Annotated in this window: 18 protein-coding genes; 17 read left to right on the forward strand and 1 reads right to left on the reverse strand. The window is 62.0% G+C overall.

Annotation, left to right across the window (positions count from 1 at the left end):
* The first annotated feature begins 25 nt into the window (after positions 1–25).
* From murJ to ispH, 8 genes are all read left to right on the forward strand, one after another.
* Positions 26–1,561: a murein biosynthesis integral membrane protein MurJ gene (gene murJ / locus ACFPU0_RS20475; RefSeq protein WP_377695108.1), complete on the forward strand. Its 1,536-nt coding sequence runs from the start codon at positions 26–28 to the stop codon at positions 1,559–1,561.
* A 109-nt stretch (positions 1,562–1,670) separates the two neighbouring features.
* On the forward strand, positions 1,671–2,609 hold the full coding sequence (gene ribF / locus ACFPU0_RS20480; RefSeq protein ID WP_377695109.1) for a bifunctional riboflavin kinase/FAD synthetase: 939 nt from the start codon (positions 1,671–1,673) through the stop codon (positions 2,607–2,609).
* Positions 2,610–2,624: 15 nt separating this feature from the next.
* Entirely contained in the window at positions 2,625–5,459 is a 2,835-nt protein-coding gene (gene ileS / locus ACFPU0_RS20485) for an isoleucine--tRNA ligase (protein ID WP_377695110.1), read from the forward strand.
* Positions 5,452–5,955 (forward strand): signal peptidase II, encoded by a 504-nt coding sequence (gene lspA / locus ACFPU0_RS20490; RefSeq protein ID WP_377695111.1) that lies wholly within the window; start codon positions 5,452–5,454, stop codon positions 5,953–5,955. Before ileS ends, lspA begins: the two co-directional genes overlap by 8 nt.
* On the forward strand, positions 5,948–6,388 hold the full coding sequence (locus ACFPU0_RS20495) for an FKBP-type peptidyl-prolyl cis-trans isomerase (protein ID WP_377695112.1): 441 nt from the start codon (positions 5,948–5,950) through the stop codon (positions 6,386–6,388). Before lspA ends, ACFPU0_RS20495 begins: the two co-directional genes overlap by 8 nt.
* Positions 6,389–6,437: 49 nt before the next feature.
* A complete protein-coding gene (locus tag ACFPU0_RS20500) occupies positions 6,438–6,710 on the forward strand; it encodes a BrnT family toxin (RefSeq protein WP_377695113.1) in 273 nt (90 codons plus the stop codon).
* Positions 6,691–6,930 (forward strand): type II toxin-antitoxin system BrnA family antitoxin, encoded by a 240-nt coding sequence (brnA, locus tag ACFPU0_RS20505; protein WP_377695114.1) that lies wholly within the window; start codon positions 6,691–6,693, stop codon positions 6,928–6,930. The genes ACFPU0_RS20500 and brnA overlap by 20 nt, the downstream gene beginning before the upstream one ends.
* A gap of 52 nt (positions 6,931–6,982) precedes the next feature.
* The gene (ispH, locus tag ACFPU0_RS20510) at positions 6,983–7,930 is read left to right on the forward strand and encodes a 4-hydroxy-3-methylbut-2-enyl diphosphate reductase (protein ID WP_377695115.1); all 948 of its coding nucleotides are present in this window, start codon (positions 6,983–6,985) and stop codon (positions 7,928–7,930) included.
* A gap of 17 nt (positions 7,931–7,947) precedes the next feature.
* On the opposite strand, the gene ACFPU0_RS20515 is transcribed toward ispH, so the two are convergent.
* On the reverse strand, positions 7,948–8,463 hold the full coding sequence (locus ACFPU0_RS20515; protein WP_377695116.1) for a GspH/FimT family pseudopilin: 516 nt from the start codon (positions 8,461–8,463) through the stop codon (positions 7,948–7,950).
* Between the two features lie 443 nt (positions 8,464–8,906).
* Between ACFPU0_RS20515 and ACFPU0_RS20520 the strand changes: the two genes are divergently transcribed.
* From ACFPU0_RS20520 to pilV (ACFPU0_RS20560), 9 genes are all read left to right on the forward strand, one after another.
* Positions 8,907–9,296 (forward strand): type IV pilin protein, encoded by a 390-nt coding sequence (locus ACFPU0_RS20520; RefSeq protein WP_377695117.1) that lies wholly within the window; start codon positions 8,907–8,909, stop codon positions 9,294–9,296.
* Positions 9,297–9,301: 5 nt separating this feature from the next.
* Positions 9,302–9,772, forward strand: coding sequence for a GspH/FimT family pseudopilin (locus tag ACFPU0_RS20525; protein ID WP_377695118.1), 471 nt, complete (start codon positions 9,302–9,304; stop codon positions 9,770–9,772).
* On the forward strand, positions 9,769–10,305 hold the full coding sequence (gene pilV, locus ACFPU0_RS20530) for a type IV pilus modification protein PilV (protein ID WP_377695119.1): 537 nt from the start codon (positions 9,769–9,771) through the stop codon (positions 10,303–10,305). The genes ACFPU0_RS20525 and pilV (ACFPU0_RS20530) overlap by 4 nt, the downstream gene beginning before the upstream one ends.
* A 10-nt stretch (positions 10,306–10,315) precedes the next feature.
* Positions 10,316–11,341 (forward strand): PilW family protein, encoded by a 1,026-nt coding sequence (locus ACFPU0_RS20535; RefSeq protein WP_377695120.1) that lies wholly within the window; start codon positions 10,316–10,318, stop codon positions 11,339–11,341.
* Positions 11,341–11,799: a PilX N-terminal domain-containing pilus assembly protein gene (locus tag ACFPU0_RS20540; protein ID WP_377695121.1), complete on the forward strand. Its 459-nt coding sequence runs from the start codon at positions 11,341–11,343 to the stop codon at positions 11,797–11,799. Before ACFPU0_RS20535 ends, ACFPU0_RS20540 begins: the two co-directional genes overlap by 1 nt.
* 72 nt (positions 11,800–11,871) lie before the next feature.
* On the forward strand, positions 11,872–15,000 hold the full coding sequence (locus ACFPU0_RS20545) for a pilus assembly protein (protein WP_377695122.1): 3,129 nt from the start codon (positions 11,872–11,874) through the stop codon (positions 14,998–15,000).
* 251 nt (positions 15,001–15,251) lie between these two features.
* Positions 15,252–16,346 (forward strand): glycine oxidase ThiO, encoded by a 1,095-nt coding sequence (gene thiO / locus ACFPU0_RS20550; RefSeq protein ID WP_377695123.1) that lies wholly within the window; start codon positions 15,252–15,254, stop codon positions 16,344–16,346.
* A 276-nt stretch (positions 16,347–16,622) separates the two neighbouring features.
* Positions 16,623–17,087, forward strand: coding sequence for a GspH/FimT family pseudopilin (locus tag ACFPU0_RS20555; protein ID WP_377695124.1), 465 nt, complete (start codon positions 16,623–16,625; stop codon positions 17,085–17,087).
* On the forward strand, positions 17,084–17,521 hold the full coding sequence (gene pilV / locus ACFPU0_RS20560) for a type IV pilus modification protein PilV (RefSeq protein ID WP_377695125.1): 438 nt from the start codon (positions 17,084–17,086) through the stop codon (positions 17,519–17,521). Before ACFPU0_RS20555 ends, pilV (ACFPU0_RS20560) begins: the two co-directional genes overlap by 4 nt.
* The last annotated feature ends 1 nt before the right edge of the window (position 17,522 follow it).

A 17,522-nucleotide genomic window follows, 5' to 3' on the forward strand; every position in this document is an offset into this window, starting at 1 on the left:
GTGCCACCCCTGTCCGGACCCCTGAATGAACCTGCTCAAGTCGCTGGCGGCCGTCAGCTCCATCACCATGCTGTCCCGTGTCCTGGGATTCGTTCGCGACACCATAGTCGCGCGTTTCTTTGGCGCCGGCATGGCCACCGACGCCTTCTTCGTGGCCTTCAAGCTGCCCAACCTGCTGCGCCGAATCTTCGCCGAAGGCGCGTTCTCCCAGGCCTTCGTCCCCATCCTGGCCGAATACAAGACCCAACAGGGCGAGGAGGCGACCCGTACCTTCATCGCCTACGTCTCCGGCCTGCTCACCCTGGCGCTGGCGCTGGTCACCCTGGTGGGCATCCTGGCTGCGCCCTGGGTGGTCTGGGTAACCGCGCCGGGCTTTGCCGACACCCCCGAGAAGTTCGCCCTGACCACCGACCTGCTGCGGGTGACCTTCCCCTACATCTTCCTGATCTCGCTGTCTTCCCTGGCGGGGGCGATCCTCAACACCTGGAACCGCTACTCGGTGCCGGCCTTCGTGCCGACCCTGCTGAACGTCAGCATGATCGTCTTTTCGCTGTTCCTGATCCCTTACTTCGACCCGCCGATCATGGCCCTCGGCTGGGCGGTGCTGGCCGGCGGCCTGGCACAGCTGCTCTACCAGCTGCCCTCGCTGAAACGCATCGGCATGCTCGTGCTGCCGCGCCTGGACCTGCGCGACACCGGCGTCTGGCGCGTGCTCAAGCAGATGGGGCCGGCGATCTTCGGGGTCTCGGTCGGGCAGATTTCGCTGATCATCAACACCATCTTCGCCTCCTTCCTGGCGGCGGGCTCGGTGTCCTGGATGTATTACGCCGACCGCCTGATGGAGCTGCCCTCCGGGGTGCTGGGCGTGGCCCTGGGCACCATCCTGTTGCCGTCCCTGGCCAAGACCTACGCCAACGATGACCGCCACGCCTATTCGCACTTGCTGGACTGGGGCCTGCGCCTGTGCTTCCTGCTGGTGCTGCCCTGCACCCTGGCCCTGGCCCTGCTGGCCGAGCCGCTGACGGTGGCGCTGTTCCAGTACGGCAAGTTCACCGCCAACGATGCACTGATGACCCAGCGCGCCCTGATCGCCTATGCCGTGGGCCTGCTCGGGATCATCCTGGTCAAGGTGCTGGCGCCGGGCTTCTACGCACGGCAGAACATCCGCACACCGGTGAAGATCGCCATCTTCACCCTGGTGGTCACCCAATTGATGAACCTCGCCTTCGTCTTCCCGCTGCGCCACGCGGGTCTCGCGCTGGCCATCAGCCTGGCGGCCTGCATGAACGCCGGGCTGCTCTACTGGCAACTGCGCAAGCAGCAGTTGTTCCAGCCCGAGCCGGGGTGGGGCAAGTTCCTCTGCAAGCTGGTGCTGGCCGTGCTGGTGATGTGTGCCGTGCTGCTGGGTGTGATGCATCTGCTGCCGGCCTGGGATCTGGGCGGCATGGCCGAGCGCCTGCTGCGCCTGGGCGTGCTGGTGGGCGCCGGCGTGATCGCCTATTTCGGCATGCTGGTGCTGCTGGGTTTCCGCCTGCGGGACTTCGCCCGCCGCGCGGTTTGATCCGCCGGGGCCGGCCCGTCGCCGCTTGTCGCGCCGGCTGGCTCGCGGCGCCTGTTGTCCGGCGTCGGCTGTGCGTATAATCGACCACTTTGTGAACAAGACTTGTGCTATGCAGCTGGTTCAAGGCCTACACAACCTGCGGCCCCAACATCGGGGCTGTGTCGCCACCATTGGCAATTTCGACGGCGTGCACCGCGGCCACCAGGCCATTCTCAAGCGGTTGCGCGAGCGTGCGGCTGAGCTGGGTTTGCCCACTTGCGTGGTGATCTTCGAGCCGCAGCCGCGCGAATACTTTGGCCCGGACACCGCGCCGGTACGCCTGACGCGTCTGCGCGACAAGCTCGAACTGCTGGCCCGCGAAGGCGTCGACCGGGTGCTCTGCCTGGCCTTCAACCGTCGTCTGCGCGAACTCAGCGCCGCCGAGTTCGTGCATGCGGTGCTGGTGGAAGGGCTGGGTGCCAGGCACCTGGAAATCGGTGACGATTTCCGCTTCGGCTGCGACCGTGCCGGCGATTTCGAATTCCTCCAGCAGGCCGGTGAGGCCGAAGGCTTCAGCGTCGAGGCCGCCGCTACGGTGGAACTGGATGGCCAGCGGGTCAGCAGCACGCGGGTGCGGCAGGCCCTGGCCGAGGGCGATTTCCCGCTGGCCGAGCGCCTGCTGGGTCGCCCCTTCACCATCACCGGTCGGGTTCTGCACGGGCAGAAGCTCGGCCGGCAACTGGGCACCCCGACCGCCAACGTGCAGCTCAAGCGCCGCAGGGTCCCGCTCAACGGCGTGTACCTGGTCAGCGTGGAACTGAACGGCCGTCAGCTCCCCGGCGTGGCCAATATCGGCGTGCGTCCGAGCGTCAAGGGTGACGGACGTGCCCACCTGGAAGTCCACCTGCTGGACTACTCCGCCGACCTCTACGATCAGCGGATCAGCGTGACCTTCCATCGCAAGCTGCGCGATGAGCAGCGTTTTGCCTCCCTCGAGGCGTTGAAGTCGGCGATCGATGCGGATGTCGCTGCCGCCCGTGCCTATTGGCAGGGTACTCAATCAAATTGAAGAGCCTGGACTGAAATGACCGATTACAAAGCGACCCTGAACCTGCCAGAGACGGCATTCCCGATGAAGGCCGGTCTGCCCCAGCGCGAACCGGAACAGCTGCAGCGCTGGAACGGCATCGACCTGTACGGCAAGCTGCGGCAGATCGGCGAAGGTCGCCCGAAGTTCGTCCTGCACGATGGCCCGCCCTACGCCAACGGCAGCATCCACATCGGTCACGCGGTCAACAAGATCCTCAAGGACATCATCGTCCGCTCCAAGACCCTGGCGGGCTATGACGCGCCCTACGTACCGGGCTGGGACTGCCACGGCCTGCCCATCGAGCACAAGGTCGAGACCACCCACGGCAAGAACCTGCCGGCGGACAAGACCCGCGAACTGTGCCGTTCCTATGCTGCCGAGCAGATCGAAGGCCAGAAGGCCGACTTCATCCGCCTGGGCGTGCTGGGTGACTGGGACAACCCCTACAAGACCATGGCCTTCGCCAACGAGGCCGGCGAGATCCGCGCCCTGGCCGAGATGGTCAAGCAGGGCTTCGTGTTCAAGGGCCTGAAGCCGGTGAACTGGTGCTTCGACTGCGGCTCGGCCCTGGCCGAGGCGGAAGTGGAGTACGCCGACAAGAAGTCCGACGCCATCGACGTCGCCTTCGCCGTGGAAGACGCCGACAAGCTGGCCGCCGCCTTCGGCCTGGCGAGCCTGGACAAGCCCACCGCCATCGTCATCTGGACCACCACCCCCTGGACCATCCCGGCCAACCAGGCGCTGAACGTCCACCCCGAATTCAACTACGCGCTGGTGGATACCGGTGCGCGCATCCTGCTGCTGGCCGAAGAGCTGGTGGAGTCCTGCCTTGCACGCTACGGCCTGGAAGGCCAGGTCATCGCCACCGCCAAGGGCGAGGCGCTGGACCTGATCCGCTTCCGTCACCCCTTCTACGAGCGCCTGTCGCCGGTCTATCTCGCCGAATACGTCGAGCTGGGCGCCGGCACCGGCATCGTCCACTCCGCGCCGGCCTATGGCGAGGACGACTTCCGTACCTGCAAGCAGCACGGCATGAGCAACGACGACATCCTCAGCCCGGTGCAGAGCAATGGCGTCTACGTGCATGACCTGCCGTTCTTCGGCGGCCAGTTCATCTGGAAGGCCAACCCGGCCATCGTCGCCAAGCTGGAAGAAGTCGGCGCACTGCTCAAGCACGAAAGCATCAGCCACAGCTACATGCACTGCTGGCGCCACAAGACCCCGCTGATCTACCGTGCCACCGCCCAGTGGTTCGTCGGCATGGACAAGCAGCCGGAGCAGGGCGCCACCCTGCGCGAGCGCGCCCTGACGGCCATCGACCAGACCGAGTTCGTTCCGGGCTGGGGCCAGGCGCGCCTGCAGGGCATGATCGCCGGCCGTCCGGACTGGTGTATCTCCCGCCAGCGCAACTGGGGCGTGCCGATTCCCTTCTTCCTGCACAAGGCCAGCGGCGAGCTGCATCCGCGCACCGTCGAGCTGATGGAAGAAGTCGCCAAGCGCGTCGAGCAGGAAGGCATCGAGGCCTGGTTCAAGCTCGACGCCGCCGAGCTGCTGGGTGACGAGGCCGCCCAGTACGACAAGATCAGCGACACCCTGGACGTCTGGTTCGACTCCGGCACCACCCACTGGCACGTGCTGCGCGGCTCCCATGCCGAGCTGGGCCACCCCAGCGGTCCGGCCGCCGACCTCTACCTGGAAGGCTCCGACCAGCACCGCGGCTGGTTCCACTCCTCGCTCCTGACCGGCTGCGCCATCGACGGCCACGCGCCGTACCGCCAACTGCTGACCCACGGCTTCACCGTGGACGAGAGCGGCCGCAAGATGTCCAAGTCCCTGGGCAACGTGATCGCTCCGCAGCAGGTCACCGACAGCCTGGGCGCCGACATCCTGCGCCTGTGGGTATCGGCTACCGACTACTCCGGCGAGATGGCCGTGTCCCAGCAGATCCTCCAGCGCAGCGCCGATGCCTATCGCCGCATCCGCAACACCGCGCGCTTCCTGCTGGCCAACCTGAACGGCTTCGACCCGGCGAAGGACCTGCTGCCCGCAGAGGACATGCTGGCCCTGGACCGCTGGGCCGTGGACCGCGCCCTGCTGCTGCAGCGCGAGCTGGAAGAAGCCTACGGCGAATACCGCTTCTGGAACGTCTACTCCCGCGTGCACAACTTCTGCGTGCAGGAGCTGGGCGGCTTCTACCTGGACATCATCAAGGACCGCCAGTACACCACCGCTGCCAACAGCGTGGCGCGCCGCTCCTGCCAGACCGCGCTGTTCCACATCGCCGAGGCCCTGGTGCGCTGGGTCGCGCCGATCCTGGCCTTCACCGCCGACGAGATCTGGCAGTACCTGCCGGGCGAGCGCAACGAATCGGTCATGCTCAACACCTGGTACCAGGGACTGTCCGAACTGCCGGAAGGCTTCGAGCTGGGCCGCGAGTTCTGGGAGCAGGTCATGGCCGTCAAGGCCGCGGTCAACAAGGAACTGGAGAACCTGCGCAGCAGCAAGGCCATCGGCGGCAACCTGCAGGCCGAAGTGACCCTGTTCGCCGAAGACGCCCTGGCCGCGCGCCTGGCCAGGCTGGGCAACGAACTGCGCTTCGTGCTGATTACCTCGGCCGCCGAGGTCCAGCCGCTCGCCAGCGCCCCGGCCGATGCCGTGGAAACCGAAGTCGCCGGCCTCAAGCTGAAGATCCACAAGTCCGCCCACACCAAGTGCGGCCGCTGCTGGCACCACCGCGCCGATGTCGGCCAGTTCGTGCAGCACCCGGACCTGTGCGGCCGTTGCGTGGACAACATCGATGGCGCCGGCGAGGTTCGTCACTATGCCTAAGGCATATGGCCGCCTCGGTTGGCTCTGGCTGACCGCCCTGGTGTTCGTGCTGGACCAGGCGAGCAAGTGGTTCTTCGAATCCGAGCTCAACCTCTACCAGCAGATCGTGGTCATCCCCGACTACTTCAGCTGGACCCTGGCCTACAACACCGGCGCGGCCTTCAGCTTCCTCGCCGACAGCTCCGGCTGGCAGCGCTGGCTGTTCGCCGTGATCGCCCTGGTGGTCAGCGGCGTGCTGGTGGTCTGGCTGAAGCGCCTGAAACCCGAGGAAACCTGGCTGGCCATCGCGCTGGCCCTGGTCCTCGGCGGCGCCCTGGGCAACCTCTACGACCGCGTGGTACTCGGCCACGTGGTCGATTTCATCCTGGTGCATTGGCAGAACCGCTGGTACTTCCCGGCGTTCAACCTGGCCGATAGCGCCATCACCGTCGGCGCCGTGATGCTGGCGCTGGATATGTTCAAAGCGAAGAAGTCCGGAGAACCTGCCCATGACTGAACATCGCATAGGGCCGGACATGGAAGTCACCCTGCATTTCGCCATCAGGCTCGACAACGGCGACGTGGTGGACAGCACCTTCGAGAAGAAGCCGGCCACCTTCAAGGTGGGCGACGGCAACCTGCTGCCGGGCTTCGAGAACGTGCTCTTCGGCCTCAAGAGCGGCGACAAGCGTACCCTCGCCATCGAGCCCGAGCAGGGCTTCGGCCAGCACAACCCGCAGAACGTGCAGGTGATGCCCCGCGGCAACTTCCAGGACATGGAACTCTCCGAAGGCCTCTTGATCATCTTCAATGACGCGGCCAACGCCGAGCTGCCCGGCGTGGTGAAGTTCATCGACGACAGCCACGTGACCATCGACTTCAACCACCCGCTGGCCGGCAAGCCGCTGAGCTTCGAGGTGGAGATCATCGAGGTTCGGAAGGTGGTCTAGAGCGCGGGCCATGTATCGGACGGCATAAAAAAGGGATGTTTTTTATACTATGCTGCGTTTCGAATACGACGAAGCCAAGAGTCGCTCCAACCAGGCCAGGCATGGCATCGATTTCCTCACCGCCCAGCAGTTGTGGGACGATCCCGACCTGCTGGAGATTCCGGCCAGGACGCAGGATGAACCCCGCTACCTGGTGATCGCCTGCCTTGCGGGCAGGCACTGGTCCGCGGTGATCACCTACCGGCAGGAATGTATACGCATCATTTCCGTCCGCCGTTCGCGGATGGAGGAGGTCAGTCTTTATGAAAGCAGCGGAATTTGACCGCCTGTTCGATGAGGAGGACGGAGAAGTCCTCGAACATCTCGACCTCTCCCGGGCGAAACGGAGCGGCCATGAGCAGAAGCGTGTCAATGTGGACTTTCCCGTCTGGATGATCGAGTCACTGGATCGCGAGGCCAGCCGTCTGGGCGTCACGCGGCAGTCGATCATCAAGATCTGGCTGGCCGAGCGCCTCGAACAAGCCGCATCCAGGCATCCCTGATTCCGCCCCCCCCATGATCAATCCTGATTTCCCGCGCGCCGAGATACCCAGCATGCAAATCAAACTCGCCAACCCCCGCGGCTTCTGCGCCGGCGTCGACCGCGCCATCGAAATCGTCAACCGCGCCCTGGAAGTCTTCGGCCCGCCGATCTACGTGCGCCATGAAGTGGTGCACAACAAGTTCGTGGTCGAGGACCTGCGCGCCCGCGGTGCCGTGTTCGTCGAAGAACTGGACCAGGTGCCGGACAACGTCATCGTCATCTTCAGCGCCCACGGCGTATCCCAGGCCGTGCGCCAGGAAGCCGCGCGCCGTGGCCTCAAGGTGTTCGATGCCACCTGCCCGCTGGTGACCAAGGTGCACATGGAAGTCGCGCGCTACAGCCGCGACGGCCGCGAATGCATCCTCATCGGCCACGCCGGACACCCGGAAGTCGAAGGCACCATGGGCCAATACGACGCCAGCAACGGCGGCGCCATCTACCTGGTGGAAGACGAGGAAGACGTCGCCCGCCTGGAAGTGCGCAATCCCGAGTCCCTGTCCTTCGTCACCCAGACCACCCTGTCCATGGACGACACCAGCCGCGTCATCGACGCGCTGCGCGCCAGGTTCCCCAGCATCGGCGGTCCGCGCAAGGACGACATCTGCTACGCCACCCAGAACCGCCAGGACGCGGTCAAGCAACTGGCCCACGAAAGCGACGTGGTCCTGGTGGTCGGCAGCCCCAACAGCTCCAACTCCAACCGCTTGCGTGAACTGGCCGAACGCCTGGACACCCCGGCCTACCTGATCGACGGCGCCGAAGACCTCAAGCGTGAATGGTTCGACAAGGTGCAGCGTGTCGGCATCACCGCCGGCGCCTCCGCCCCCGAGGTGCTGGTGCAGGGCGTGATCGACCAGCTCAAGGCCTGGGGTGCCGAGGTCGCGGTCGAACTGGAAGGCCGCCCGGAGAACGTGACCTTCTCCATGCCGAAGGAATTGCGGGTGGTCGACGTCGGCTGACCTGGATTTTCCGGGGTTCAACAGGGGCCGGGTGGTTCTCGGGTGCCGCGTACCCGGCCCGTAGCGCTGATCACCAGCTTTCGAACGGCAGTCTTGCCGTCGGCATGACAGAGCACCAGGGTTCCCGCCTGGAAAGCGCCGCTGGCCATGGATGTCCGCCCGGTCGGCGTATAGCGCACATAGCGCCGCACGGGCGCGTTGCCTCTGATGATCAGCCCCTCCGGCTGCGGACCGACTTCCTCTAATACCGGCTCGCCCTCGTCCCACCGGGCGTTGTTGTTCTGATCGGCGTAGACCCGCCAACCTGAAGACCAATTCTCGTCCTGGTTATCGACCAGAACGGGCACCCTTCTGGTGACCGAAGCTTGTCGCGCCTGGTTGAAGCTGATATGCAGCGCGTGACTTGCCGTTCGGAGCTGGTATGAGCGTATGAGCTCCGTCATTGCGGGCGTGCCGAGGCCGATGAGTAGCGCGATGAGCGTCAGCGCAACCAGCGCTTCGATGAGTGTGAAGCCGCGAGGAATTCCAGCCATGGCATCCGTGCTCTCCTGGCGTTAATGGGTGGGGCGACCTGTCGTCCATGGTCTTGGCCCGCCCGTCGCCGACAAAAGGACGTCGGTCGGAATCCACCTATAAGCTTCTGGAATTGAAGGATTTTCTCAATGCCGCCCGATCTCTGGGCAACGAAGAAATCTCCGGAATTTGGCGGCAGGTCACTTTGTAGCCTGTAGGAAAAGCGCATCCTATATGCGCGATTGTGCTAAGGCTTATTGCGTGCCGGTTGTTTCGCGTGGGGTCTGCCGAGTTATCGAATGCCAGAGACGAGACAGGCCTGACCAAGGCAGTTGTTGGTGTGGGAGTTGCGGCAGCAGTTGGAGGGTGGAGAATGGGCGAGTTGAAAGGATCTCAACTGATGTCGAGGGCCGTGAAGCCGAATCCGGCATTCCTCCGGTCGTACAACCAATAAGGTGACCCCGTGGGCAGAACCAAACTGGGTGGCTTCACCCTTATAGAACTCATGATTGCGGTCGCGATAGTCGCGATCCTGTCTGCGATTGCATACCCTTCCTATCAGCAATACGTCCAGCGCAACAAGCGTGTGGCGGCCCAGGAATTCATGATGCTGATCAGCAGCCGGCAGGAGCAATACCTGCTGGATCGGCGGCAATACAGCAACAACGTCACGGCGCTGGGCCTGACGACCCCGACGGAAGTCAGTCCGAACTTCGATATCACCATCGCTCCGGTCAACACCGATACGCCACCGACCTACACCATAACCGCATCGCCCAAGGGCAGCATGGCTGGCACGAGCACACTGACCCTGAACAGCCTGGGTCAAAAAACGCCTGCAGATAAGTGGTGACCAGAATGTTCCGGAAAACCAGCCGCGACTGGCAGCAAGGGTTCACGCTCGTCGAGTTGATGGTGGCGATTGCTGTGCTGGCAGTGCTCGTTGGTTTGGCCATGCCGAGTTTCCAGCGCTTTACAGCGGAACAGCGTGTCAAGGCAGCTACCTCCGATCTGGCGGCATCACTCAACTACGCCCGTAGCGAAGCAATCATGCGCAAGGCCACGGTTACCGTCGCGCCCTTGACAGGTGGGTGGGAGAAGGGCTGGAGCGTCCAGGTCGGCAGCCTCAACTTGCGAAGCGACTCGCAGTCCGGGGTCGTCATTCCCGCAGCGCCAACCGCCTCACTGCAATTCGACAAGACCGGACGTCTTGACGCCGATGCGGATCAGTTCGAGATCTGCGACAGCCAGGGCACCGCAACCAAGCGTACGCTGAAAGTTTCCTTTTCCGGTCGCGTCAGCGTGACCAAGGGAGGGGATTGCGAATGAGGTTTGCCAAGAGTAATCGAGGTGTCGGGCTGATCGAAGTGCTGGTTGCGCTCTTGATCATTGCTGTCGGGGTGCTGGGCGCTGTCGCCCTGCAGTCGCGTGCGGTGCAGGCGGGAATGGAGTCGTATCAGCGGGCCCAGGCTCTTCTGCTGGTCGAGGACATGGTTGAGCGCATCAAGAATAACCGAGCCTTCGCTACGGGCTGCTACGTGATCTCGGGCTATCTCGGAAGCGGCGCCACCACTGTTCCCAGCGGTTGCAACACCATGGCGGATGTCGATATCGCAGGCTGGCACGCCTTGCTGCAGGGCGCGTCGGAAGTCCAGTCGGACAACCAGAAGGTGGGTGGCATCCTGGGCGCGCGCGGTTGCATCGTGTCTGAAGGCGTTGGCCGTTTTCGCGTCTCTGTGGCTTGGCAGGGGCTGAGCAAGTTGGACAACGGCAATGCGGATGCTTGTGCCAGCGGAACTTTTGGTGATGAAGGATATCGCCGGGTCGTGGGTGTCAGTTTCCGTCTTGCCAAGCTGAATTGAGGGAAGGTTCATGAGCGGAGGTAATTGCGGACCAACGTGGAGAGGTGCCCTGCAACGGTCCGGCGAGCAAGGCTTTTCACTGATCGAGCTCATGGTGGCCATGGTCATTGGCCTCTTGTTGGTGAGCGGATTGCTGACCCTGGTGATGGGTAACCTTCAGGGGTATGGCGAGTTGATGAAGTCCGGCTACCAGATAGAGAACGGTCGCTTTGCGAGCGAGATCCTCCATGACGATCTGGCCCATGCCGGCTTTCTCGGAGGGTTGAGCAGCCCGCTGGCTCCGGCAGCGGTTCCGGACCCTTGTGATTTGACCTCGGCAAAATTGGAATCGGCGCTTGGATTGGCTGTCCAGGGGTGGAACTCTCCCAACGCAACTACGACTCCCGGCTGGTCCTGTCTGAACAGCGTCAATTACAAGGCTGGAACCGATGTCCTGGTGGTGCGTCGGGTCTCCACCAATGCGGTTGCAAGCCTTTCGGCAGGAAATTTCTATTTACAGGCGTCCCCCGTCGATTACCGATTTGGTGACAAAGACACCGAGTTCGACCTGCCTGCCATGAAAAACTCGGTCAAGCCCGATATCCGAGTCTTTATCCAGCACATTTATTTCATCAGCACATGCAGTGATTGTTCTGGTAACGGAGATGGTATTCCCACTCTGAAGCGACTTGAGTTGACGGCGGTTTCCGGTAGTCCTGCGTTACGCGCCGTACCACTCGTGGAGGGTATCGAGAACTTGCAGATCGACTACGGTCTGGACGACAACGGTAACGGCAGTCCTGAGCGCTTCGTACTGTCTCCGGCCAGTGTCGCCGAGTGGGAGAGTCTCGTGGTCGTGCGCTTCAATCTCCTGGTGCGCAACCTGGAAAGTTCCGGTGGCTACAGCGACGACAAGAAATACAGCCTGGGCGGGGCGGTCAGCGCAGCGGGAAGCGTCACTGCCACGGAGGCTGGTCCCTTCAATGATGGGTTCAAGCGACATGTATTCGGTCTGACGGTGCGTTTGACCAATCCGGCAGGTCGTAAGGAGTCCTGATGAAAAAACGCTCTCTTGAAGCAGGATCGGCATTGCTGGTGAGCCTTGTCATGCTGTTGCTGCTGACTTTGCTGGCCATTTCGGCGGTGAAAATGACCTCCATGAACCTTCGCATGGTCGGCAATATGCAGAGTGAAGTTCAGGGAGAGGCGGCGGTGCAGTTGGCCATCGACGAAGCAATCAGCAGCACGACTGCATTCAACACACCTGCTCCGTCCACCCCCACTATCAACGGCTATGGCGTGAAGCTTTCAGCTGCGGAGTGCCTGGCATCGGAGTCATCGCCCGGATGGGAGGAGAAGTATTCGCCCAACCAGGAGGCGGGAGGGCGCTATGACAATCACTGGCACATCAAGGGCAGCATTGCCAGTGGGGCGGTGAGCGGCGAGTCCGCCACAATTGATCAGGGTGTTCGCCTGAAGAATATGCTCGCCCAATGTGTAAACGCGGCGCCCTAGGAGCCGATGCCGGCCCCCGATGGGGCCTGAGACGCCGGTAGTACGGACTCTTGTTTAATAAATGGAGCTTGTATGCGCTCAAAGTTCTTGATGGCTCGAGTTTGCGCGGCGGCGCTGCTTGGGATGGTCTGGCCAGCGGTTCAAGCCGAAGATATCGATATTTTCAGAAAGAGCCCCGATGTGGTCGGAGGCCTTCCCAATGTCCTGTTCGTGATCGATAACGGCGCCAGCTGGTCTTCGACCCTTTGTAGCGACGACATTTACAAGGATCTCGACGAGGATGGCACAGCCGAACTGGTCTGCAGGAAGGGCACCAGCAAATCCCAGGCGATCCACGAGGCATTGCACGCCGTCGTTACCTCCAAGGACTTCTCGCCCGACGATCCGGAAACAACAACGACCGAGAACAAGGCACGAGTGCGTTTGGGGTTGATGCCTTTTGCGCACTCCAACAGCCCCAAGGGCGGACAGGTTCTGGTGGCTGTCAACGACCTGGACAAAAACAAGATTGCGCAAATTTCTTGTCGGCTCTATCAGACCACGCCAGACCCCACCACTGGCGTTTGTCCGGCAGCACGAGATAACGAGATTCTGCCCAAGGGCAACAATACACCGTACGGGCTGACCTTGAATGAAGCTTATTTGTACTTCAAGGGCTTGAAGCCGGTCTCCGGTCTGGGGGACGGCGTCTACAGTTCAAAGAATCTGGCGGGCTATGATCCGGCCGCTCTCAATGGCGATAACTATAGAAGCCCAACGACCGGCAACAGTTGTGCTAACAACTTCATCATAGTCATAGGTACCGGGGATCCTGACAATGGTGAGAACAACGACGCGGAGAGTAAACTACGAGCCAGGGGTGGGGTTCTGAATAGCGATCCGATCAAACTGTCTCCGGATAACTATCAAAGCAGTTGGGGGGATGAATATGCCCGGTACCTTGACTCCCTGGACCTGGAGCCAGGCATTCAGGGCAAGCAGTCGATCACTACTTACGTCATCGACGTGTTCGACCCGGAAACAGGTTATAAGACGAATCCGGACAAAGCGGCTCGTGCCTATTACAAGAGTTTGGCCGGCCAAGGCCAACGTTACTTTTCGGCCAGTAATGCTGCGGAAGTAGCTGCTGCAATTGGTCGCATCGTCGATGAGATCGAGGCGGTTAATACCGTGTTTGCCTCGGTCAGCCTGCCGATCAGCGTGAACGTGCAGGGGGCGAACCAGAACCAGGTTTATATCGGTATGTTCCGGCCCGATAAATCGCCGCGCTGGTTCGGTAATCTCAAGCGCTATCAGTATGAGTTCGACAGTACGACTGGCGTGCCTTTCCTGGCGGGTGAAAATGGCCAGGCAGCCTACAACTCTACGTCTGGTTTCATTCTCGACAGTGCCATCAGTTATTGGACCAAAAGCTCAGACTATTGGAAATTCAACCAGGACTATGCCCCATCGGATAGCCCCGATGGCAGCATCGTCGAGAAGGGGGCAACCGCCCAGCGTCTGCGGGAACGAACTGATACTCGTAATGTGTTGACCTGTACTGACTGCAGTAGCAACACCGCGTTGGAAAATTTTGTTACTGAGATGGACGAGGAAAGGCAGAAGGCATCGACATCGAGAACGGTCTTGGCAGAGGATGTAGTCAATTGGGTGATGGGCACGGATGTTCAGGATGAGCGCGACAATTCGATTCTCAATGAGGTACGTCCATCCATTCATGGCGACGTGCTGCATTCGCGACCCTCGGTGGTGAACTATTTCCGTACCGGCACCGTCGACAGCGGCCAAGACGTTATTGCCTTCTATGGGGCTAACGACGGCTACTTCCGTGCGGTCGATGGCGCTACTGGAGAGGAACTTTGGGCCTTCGTGCCGGAGGAGCAATGGGCCGACGTGCAGCGCATTTATGACAACACCGCCGTCACAGGAAGCTGGCACCCCTATTTCTCTGACGGTAATGTCGTGGTGATCTCGCAGGACATCAATAAAGATGGTCGATTGAAATCGACTGACGGCGACAAGGTTTGGCTCTTCATCTCTATGCGCCGGGGTGGCCGATATCTTTACGCCCTGGATGTAAGCGAGCCCAAGACACCAAAGTTCATGTGGAAGATCAGCAACCAGAATACCGGCTTCAGCGAACTGGGGCAGACTTGGTCGGCACCCAGGCCTGCCTTTGTCCGAGCATTCGGTACAGACAAGCCGGTCCTGATTTTCGGTGCTGGTTATGATGCCGCGGCAGAGGACTTCCAGCTTGATGTAGCGGCGCCAGCTGATCGCCCCGCCCGTACCCAGGGGCGCGGGCTGTACATGGTCGACGCGGAAACTGGAAAGCAGCTCTGGCATGCGGCAGCCAATCCCGGGACCTTGTCTGGATCTGCCCAGGCAACCACTGTTAGCGGCATGGACTTCAGCATTCCGTCTGAACTTGCCCTGGTCAATTTCAGTCGCAGTGCTGCGAACTACGCTGAGCGGCTTTACTTTGGCGATACGGGCGGAAACCTCTGGCGCGCCGATATCTCTTCTGAAAACCAAAGTGAATGGACAGTGCGCAAGCTGGCCAGTCTGGGCGGTAGCTGTACGGCTACTTCCAGGGCTGACTGCCGCAAGTTCCTCTATCCACCAAGCGTGGTACGTGAGCGGGATCACATGGCCGTTCTGCTTGGCAGCGGTGACCGCGAGCACCCGTTTGAGGATGCGGTACAGAACCGTTTCTATATGGTCAAAGATTCGAGCACGCTCACCACGACAATAACTGATACCGATTTGCTGGATGTCACCTCGACGCCGACGGGTGTCGATGCAAAGTCCGTCGTCAGTGGTTGGTACTTCAACTTGCGGACGGGTGAGAAGACTGTTGGTAACGCTCTAACGCTTGATGGTGTCACCTATTTCAATACCAATGAGAGGGGCGAGGCCGCGAGAGACGCTAGTGGCAATATCGTCAGCTGCGTGGGCAATCTGGGGATCGCGCGCGAGTATTTCGTCAACTTCAGGGATGGAACCGTTGTGACCACCCTAATGAATAGCAGGGATGCAGTAGTGCCGGGAGGGGGATTCCTGCCGCCGCCGGTTTCCATCACGATTGTCGATAAAAAGGGGAATCCCTGGACGGGTATCGGTGGCTTGCGTCCAAAAGACGTAGGTGCCGGCCAGCCTGGCAATAGGCAAAAGACCTACTGGTTCAAAGACATCGACTAATTGTCGCATGTCCCTTGCTTCGGGCCGGCATTCTTGCCGGCCCGTTCGTTTCCAGCACTTCAACTCGACTCCGCACCCTGTCATTCAGGAACTGAATCGACCATGCCTTCGGCAGGGGCATCTATCAGTGGTATGACGGTGGAGACGGCTTGATCAGCGGTGTTGGTGTCCTTGATGACGACACTTTTGCTTGCCTTGGGCGATCGGACTGTATGATGCCGGGAGTATCCGCCTGGTGGGAGTAGTGAGCTTTGCTTGATGTGCTTGTGGTAGGTGGTGGTGCAATTGGCCTTTTGACGGCGTTCGAGCTCGCCAGGGCCGGTCAGAAAGTTTGCCTGATGGAGCGTGCGAGCGTTGGACGCGAATCCTCCTGGGCCGGCGGCGGGATCGTCTCGCCACTCTACCCCTGGCGTTACAGCCCGGCGGTGACCGCGCTGGCGCATTGGTCGCAGGACTTCTATCCACAGCTTGGCCAGCAATTGCTGGCGGAAACCGGCGTCGATCCAGAGGTGTTCGTCACCGGCCTCTACTGGCTGGACCTGGACGACGAAGCCGAGGCCCTGGCCTGGGCTGCTCGCGAAGGGCGGCCGCTGGCGCCGGTGGCGATGGACCAGGTGCATGCCGCCGTGCCGCCGCTCGGGCCGGGTTTCCACCACGCCATCCATATGGCCGGCGTGGCCAATGTGCGCAATCCCCGCCTGACGCGCGCCCTGCGTGAGGCCTTGTTGCGTATGCCGAACGTGAGCCTGCATGAGTCTTGCGAGGTGCGGGGCTTCATCCGCGATGGTCAGCGGATCAGCGGGGTCAGCACGGCTGGCGGTGAATTCCTGGCGGACCGGGTGGTGCTCTGCGCTGGCGCCTGGAGCGGTGAACTGCTGGCCAGCCTGGGGCTGTCCTTGCCGGTGGAGCCGGTGAAGGGGCAGATGATTCTCTTCAAGTGTGCCGAGGACTTCCTGCCGGCCATGGTGCTGGCGAAGGGGCGCTATGCGATTCCGCGCCGGGATGGCCATATCCTGGTGGGCAGCACCCTGGAGCATGCCGGTTTCGACAAGACGCCCACCAGCGACGCCCTGGAAAGCCTGAAGGCATCCGCCTTTGAATTGCTGCCGGAATTGAAGGATGCCGAGCTGGTCGGGCACTGGGCGGGCCTGCGTCCGGGCTCGCCGGAGGGGATTCCCTTTATCGGCCCGGTGCCCGGGGCGGAGGGGCTGTGGCTGAACTGCGGCCATTACCGCAACGGCCTGGTGCTGGCACCGGCATCGTGCCGTTTGCTGGCGGACCTGATGCTCGGCCGTGCGCCGATCATCGATCCGCAGCCGTACGCGCCGGCGGGGCGCCTGGGGTAACGCAGAGGCAGCTGCGGCGGGGGCTTGCGATCGATGAGGGCAGGCCCCGCAACCGCGATTCCCTCAGGCCACCCCCTACAATCTTGTGGGCAAGCTCGCAGTTCACAAAACGCGATTTAAAACGACCGTACCACTCAGCTACTATTCGCGCGTACATTGCCGCTGGTCGTTGGTTTTCGACCGCTCGTCATGGAAGGTCGGCAAGGTCGGGGCAGGAAGCTCCGAGGCGTGAGCCCCGGCTCACGCAGGTCTGGACCATTCTAATGAGGGCAGGGAATGTCGCAGCGAGGTTTCACGCTGATCGAACTGATGGTCACGCTCGTCGTGCTCGCAGTGTTGATCGGATTGGCAGCACCGAACTTTTCCCAGATGCTTCGCGAGAACCAGGCAGCGGCAGAACTCGATGCGTTCTCCGGCATGCTCAACTTTGCGCGCCGCGAAGCGGTCCAGGGGGCCCAGACCATCAGGCTCAAGGGGCCGGCGGCCGATGGCAGCTGGCAGCTGCTGCGCGAGCGGGACAGCCTGGAACTGCGTCGCTTCCCGGCCCTGAGCTTTTTCGTGGTTTCCCCCGTGGGCCAGCGGAGCATTCTCTTCGACTCCCAGGGCCGCCTGGTAAGCGCAGCCAGGGTGGCCTTCGACCTGGCGATAACGGACACGTCGCTCGGCTGCGCCACCTTCAATCGCAGCGTTTCCATCGAGCTGTCCGGTTCGATTTCCCTGCAGAAGGGAGGCTGCCAATGAGTGGATCGTCCCAGCGAGGGGCTTCCCTCATAGAGGTCCTGGTCGCCGTGCTGCTCTTCTCCATCGGTGTACTGGGGCTGGCGGCCATGCAGCTCACCGCGCTGAAGGCCAACCAGACGGCGTCCGTACGCTCCCATGCGACCTTCCTCGCCTACGAGATGGCCGACCGCATGCGCGCGGCGCGGGGAGATGCGCAGGCGGGGTTCTACAACCTGGCGGTCGGCGCCGACCTGCCCTGTGATCCGGCCAAGGAGACCTGCCTGCCTTTCCAGCGGGACCTGGCGGAATGGCGCGCCAACCTTGCCCGGCAATTGCCGGAGGGGAATGGCGGCGTGGTGCAGAACGGTGACCGCTTCACGGTGATCGTGCAATGGAACGAGGAGCGGGTGGGCGGAAGCGCCGCCCAGCAATTCTCCTTCGTCACGCAGATTTGAC

This window comes from Pseudomonas sp. GCM10022186 (assembly GCF_042656385.1).
Taxonomy (GTDB): Bacteria; Pseudomonadota; Gammaproteobacteria; order Pseudomonadales; family Pseudomonadaceae; genus Metapseudomonas.